Source organism: Oleiphilus sp. HI0128 (genome assembly GCF_001635365.1).
The window spans coordinates 1-5239 of the sequence record NZ_LWGG01000855.1 but is presented as its reverse complement, the minus strand read 5'-3'; the positions used below and the strand labels follow the sequence as shown (position 1 = coordinate 5239).

At 44.1% G+C, this 5239-nt stretch carries 5 protein-coding genes; 4 read left to right on the top strand and 1 reads right to left on the bottom strand.

Going from position 1 to position 5239, the window contains the following annotated elements; translation table 11 throughout:
- The 4 genes from A3763_RS13450 to A3763_RS13435 all read left to right on the top strand — a co-directional run.
- On the top strand, positions 1-855 hold an 855-nt coding region (locus tag A3763_RS13450), incomplete at its 5' end, for a M24B family metallopeptidase (protein ID WP_156495087.1).
- A gap of 9 nt (positions 856-864) precedes the next feature.
- Positions 865-2115, top strand: coding sequence for a 2-octaprenyl-6-methoxyphenyl hydroxylase (gene ubiH / locus A3763_RS13445; protein ID WP_068509186.1), 1251 nt, complete (start codon positions 865-867; stop codon positions 2113-2115).
- Positions 2116-2135: 20 nt separating this feature from the next.
- Complete coding sequence (locus A3763_RS13440; protein ID WP_068553546.1) at positions 2136-3380, top strand: UbiH/UbiF/VisC/COQ6 family ubiquinone biosynthesis hydroxylase; 1245 nt, start codon at positions 2136-2138, stop codon at positions 3378-3380.
- Between the two features lie 305 nt (positions 3381-3685).
- The gene (locus tag A3763_RS13435) at positions 3686-4417 is read left to right on the top strand and encodes a putative porin (protein ID WP_068509190.1); all 732 of its coding nucleotides are present in this window, start codon (positions 3686-3688) and stop codon (positions 4415-4417) included.
- A 353-nt stretch (positions 4418-4770) separates the two neighbouring features.
- On the opposite strand, the gene A3763_RS13430 is transcribed toward A3763_RS13435, so the two are convergent.
- The coding region (locus A3763_RS13430; protein ID WP_156495086.1) for an RsmE family RNA methyltransferase at positions 4771-5239 on the bottom strand (469 nt) is incomplete at its 5' end.

Below are 5239 nucleotides of genomic sequence, written 5' to 3'. Positions count from 1 at the left end.
CCACCTGGTGAGTTTGTTGCCTTGGAGCACGCACTACATGAGCTGCGTTTGATAAAAAGTACCACCGAAATCAAGACGATGAAACAGGCTGCTGAAATATCTGCCCAAGCACATATTGAGGCAATGAAGGTTTGCCGCCCAGGTTTACATGAATATCACCTTGAGTCAGCGATGAGCAAGGTGTTTATGGATAATGGTGCTCGCTCTCAAGCATACCCAGCTATTGTTGGTTCAGGCGACAATGCCTGTATATTGCACTACATCGATAATAACGGCCCCTTGAATGACGGCGACCTTGTCTTGATTGATGCTGGTTGTGAATTGGATTGTTATGCCTCAGATATCACTCGGACCTTTCCGGTAAACGGAAAATTTTCTGACGAGCAAAGGGCAATTTATCAAATCGTCTTGGATGCTCAATTAGCCGCAATAAAAGCAGTGAAGCCCGGGAGTCACTGGAATCATCCTCATGAAGCCGCGGTCAAGGTAATTTGCCAGGGTTTGCTCGATCTGGGCTTGCTCAGTGGCGAGCTGGATGAAATTATCGAAGAGGAGCGTTATAAGCCTTTTTATATGCATCGAACAGGCCATTGGTTGGGCTTGGATGTTCATGATGTTGGTGAGTATAAAATCGACGGTGAATGGAGAGAGCTTGAGCCCGGTATGGTGATTACGGTTGAACCGGGTATTTATATCGCTCCCGGCAATAAAGAAGTGGCGAAAAAGTGGCGCGGCATTGGCATTCGTATAGAAGATGATGTTGCTGTTACCAAGAAGTCTCATCAGGTGCTATCTAAAGATGTCCCGAAAACGATTCATGATATTGAAGCCATTATGGCGCAGGCCTCGTCTTAGGGAGTACACATGGCTCAAGAATTTTCCCAGTTAGAAGAAAAAAGTGTTTGTGATGTATTGATTGTCGGGGCTGGAATGGTCGGGGCAAGCACTGCTTTGGGGCTATCTAAGCTAGGCCTTGATGTCGTCATGATTGATGCCTTTGCCTTCTCTAAAGATATACCTGAGTACACTCCTAGCTACGATGCGAGGTCGACAGCCTTGTCTTGGGGCACGCGAGAAATCTTAGAGCAGCTTGATGTCTGGACAGATATTGAGCCTTCGGTATGTGCCATCGAACAGGTTCATGTATCAGAAAAAGGCTGCTTTGGAACCACCCGGATGCATGCAGCAGAGTATGGACAGGAAGCCTTAGGTTATGTGGTGCCGAATCAGTGCTTGGGCCAGAGTTTGTTAAGCAAGGTGTATGAGAGATCACTACCTTTTTATAGTGGTGTGAAGGTTTCTCATATATCTCAAGGCAAAGACTTCCATCAAGTGCACTTAAGCTCAATTGAGCAGCCTGAACAGCAGAAAGTGCTAAACACTCGCTTGATGGTGATTGCAGATGGTACGGAGTCGAGCACTGCGAAGCTATTAGGCATTGCTTATCAAGTGGAAAAATATTCTCAGCATGCCTTGGTGGCTAACGTCAGTACTGCATTGCCAAATGAAGGTGTTGCGTTTGAGCGCTTCACTAAGAAAGGCCCATTGGCAATGTTGCCCTTGAGGGAGTCTGATTGTGCACTGGTCTGGACACATGACGAAAAAGAGATACAGGCACATTTGGATATGAGCGATGCTGAATTTTGTAAAGCTTTGGAAGAGAGTTTCAGTGAGCGGCTAGGTCCGATTGAACGCTGTGGTGAACGGGTAAGTTATCCGTTGAAATTAGTCAGAGCTGAAGAGCAATGTCGGGCCGGTGTGTTGCTCTTAGGTAATGCCGCGCATAGTTTACATCCTGTCGCAGGGCAAGGGTTTAATTTGGCCATTCGTGGTGTGGCGGCCTTCTTGGCTTATATTGATGAGTCAGTAAAGCAGGGTTTGGATTATCGTTCCCTGGCGCCATTGAATAAGTTTTGTCAGTCGAGAATGGATGATCAGAATAAAACGATTGCTTTAAGTGATCAGCTGGTCAAAGTATTTGCGAACCCTTCCCATATATTAAACCTAGCGCGAGATATTGGCCTGGTTGGTCTCGACAACATCGCTCCCTTGAAAACGATATTTGCAGAGCGAGCAATGGGTCTGGCAGACCGAAAAGCACATTTTAATACTTAGGTTTAGAGAGAATTAATCTTATGAGTGATGCTTGTACTCAAGAATTTGATATTGCGATTGTTGGTGCGGGGATGGTGGGCGCTTCTCTCGCCGCCGCGCTACGTGATACCGGCTTTTCAATTGCTTTAATTGACGCGCAGTCGGCAGAATCTCTGCAGCACTCTCCGTCTAAGCCTAAGGATGTAAATGGCTTTGAGCCAAGAGTCAGTGCACTAACCTTTGCCTCACGCGATTTACTTAAGAGTGTTGGGGCCTGGCAGCATATTCACGAAGAGCGAATCCTTCCTTATCGAAACATGCATGTTTGGGATCAGCTAGGTACAGCCCAAATAGATTTCAGTGCGGCTGAGTTATATGAAGATGCTTTGGGTTATATCGTAGAGAATCAGAATATTGTCTCGGCTTTGCATCAGGTCTTAAAGCAACAAGAGAATGTTGAACGTTTCTTTGGTGGGCGTATTAGCAGCCTGAAGCAAAATGAGGTAGATGGAGCTCCTTATTCTTTGCTGCTGGATGATGGTCGTCAGATACATGCGAAGTTATTAGTTGCAGCTGATGGCGCGAATTCCAGAATCAGGACCTGGTTGTCGATGGCGACCCGTGAATGGGATTATCAACACCACGCAATCGTTGCCACCATCAAAACCGAGAAACCACATAACAAGACGGCTTGGCAGAGCTTCTCTGAAACAGGGCCCTTGGCACTCTTGCCTTTGCAGGACCCATCGATGAGCGACGCCTATTGCTCCATTGTTTGGTCGCAAACACCTGAGCAAGCAAAGTCTTTAATGGCTTTGGATAAGGAAGCGTTTTGCCAGGCTTTAGCAAAAGCCAGTGAATCAATGCTTGGTGCTATTGAAGATGTGTCAGAGCGTTATAGTATTCCTCTGCGCCAACGACATGCAAAAGAGTATGTCGCTGAGGGGCTTGCTTTGATCGGTGACGCAGCGCATACCATCCACCCTTTGGCTGGTCAGGGTGTGAACTTGGGCTTTAAAGATGTTTTTGCATTGAGTCAGGTGCTGATACTGGCTGACCAACAAGAGCTGGACCCGGGAAATCTCACCTTGCTCAAACGTTATCAACGACAGCGGCAGGCAGATAACCTATTGATGATGGGCGCGATGGAAGGTTTTAAGCGTTTATTTGCTCAACCCGATCCACTTCTTCGGTGGGTGCGTAATACAGGGCTGGACTTTGTAAATAAGCAGGGCTTTATCAAGAAACAGTTGGTTAAGCATGCGATGGGCTTGTCCATCGCTTAGCTTAGTACGCCTAAGTAAGCCGTTGATGGCTACGCAGGGGTCTTAGAAGTGCCAAAACTTGCCATTAGAGGCCATTGCTAAAATGGCCAAATTATCAGGTTTTTGCTTACTGGTGGAACTAAGGCTTCGGGTTTAAACGTTTGCTTTAGGTTGAGAGCTAAAGCGGGCATTCTTCAGGCCACAGAAAGCCGAGAGTTCGTTAGTAAAAGCGTACCATTTTTTGCACTAAATATTAAAATTAGATACAATAGTAATCTGCATTTTCATCAGATGATGAATGGAATTAATCAATATGGATATAATAAATGAATATCAAACTTATCAGTTCAGCCATCGCCCTCTCTCTTGCTTCAACAGTAGCATTTTCAGAGTCATTTAAAGCAGAAGTTGGTATTGGTTATGCTGATTTAGACAATGACTCAAGCCTTAAAGCTATGATGGGTACCTTATATTTTGACTCTGTAAATACGGAGAACCACCCATTAGCAGAATCCGCTTTCTTAGAAGAGGCAAGCAATGTTCAGTTAGTTCATGGAATAGGGGAGCTGGGACCAATTGATGCAAACGTTACGTCTTTAGTAGTTGATTATTATATTCCTGATACTCAGTTTTTCGTTGGTGCAGTGATTCTTCGATCTTCAGCTGAGCTTGGTTCAACTAAAATAACGGATACAGACTGGGGGCTTACAGCGGGTTTCTCTCCGATTGAAAATTTGTTGCTAACAACTTCATATTTGCATGAGCCTGGCTATGACCTTAACTTAGATGCAAAGTATGTTAATAAGTTAACTGATGATACTGCAGTTAACATTGAGGCTTCATTTGAAAAAGGTGACGATGATAATACTTATGACCTTTCTGCTGATTATTACCTAAATAAAAAGTTTAGCATTGGGGCAAACATTATTAAGGCTGGTGAAACTGGTTATGGTATACAGAGCAGAATCTTCCTAACCAACGAACTCTCCATTAACGCCAAATACTTAACTATTGATAGTAATAATAGTATATTTCTTGATGCTGGATTACGCTTTTAAGTTAATTTACCAAGACGTCATTGTAGACAAACACTTCAAATACATAATTACATGTATTTGAAGTGTTACTAAAATTATGACCGTAGAATGACTAAAAACAATTAAAAGAAAAGTACATTTTTGAACAGTAGTGAGTGATCTTAGGGCTTTCAAAAGTGAGCGCTTCCTGCTCTTTTGATGGGTTATGTCTACAGTTCAATAATGCTCGCTTTTAACTCAAAGTTAGCGGTTTACTTGGCTCCCGATAAAGAACGCTAATGCTCACTTTCAATCATTCACTCGATAATCAATCTGGCTGTTTCATCCTTATCAATTAAGTCTACTTGAACGTCCGACTAGCGGACAAAATTACCCTAGAATGTTGACCCAAATAGACGCGAGATCAATACGGGTACGGCAGTCTCTACGCGTAGAATTCTTTCGCCTAAATGAACTCCTTCAAAACCGGCTTCTTTGAGCTTGTTTACTTCATACTCAGTAAAGCCACCTTCGGGGCCGATGATTAAGGTGCAGGCTTCTTCGAGATGATGTGGGCAGACCTGTTCTTCTCTAGGGTGGGCGACTAGTTGGCGTGTACCTTTGGAAAGTGCAGGTAATTCATCTTCAACAAAGGGCTTGAAGCGCTTTTTGATATGAATTTCGGGCATCACGGTATCCTGAGCTTGTTCTAAGCCAAGGATGCAATTCTCTAGAATTTTTTCTTCACTTAGCCAGGGGCTTTGCCAAAAGCTCTTTTCTACCTTCCAGGCATTGAGGAAATAGATTTTCTTCACGCCCATTGTTGTGGCGGTTTGAATGATTCGCTTTAACATTTTTGGTCGG

Excerpts from the sequence above, each read along its gene's own strand:
- ubiH (WP_068509186.1), top strand. The coding sequence starts at position 865 with ATGGCTCAAGAATTTTCCCAGTTAGAAGAAAAAAGTGTTTGTGATGTA.
- A3763_RS13440 (WP_068553546.1), top strand. The coding sequence starts at position 2,136 with ATGAGTGATGCTTGTACTCAAGAATTTGATATTGCGATTGTTGGTGCG.
- A3763_RS13435 (WP_068509190.1), top strand. The coding sequence starts at position 3,686 with ATGAATATCAAACTTATCAGTTCAGCCATCGCCCTCTCTCTTGCTTCA.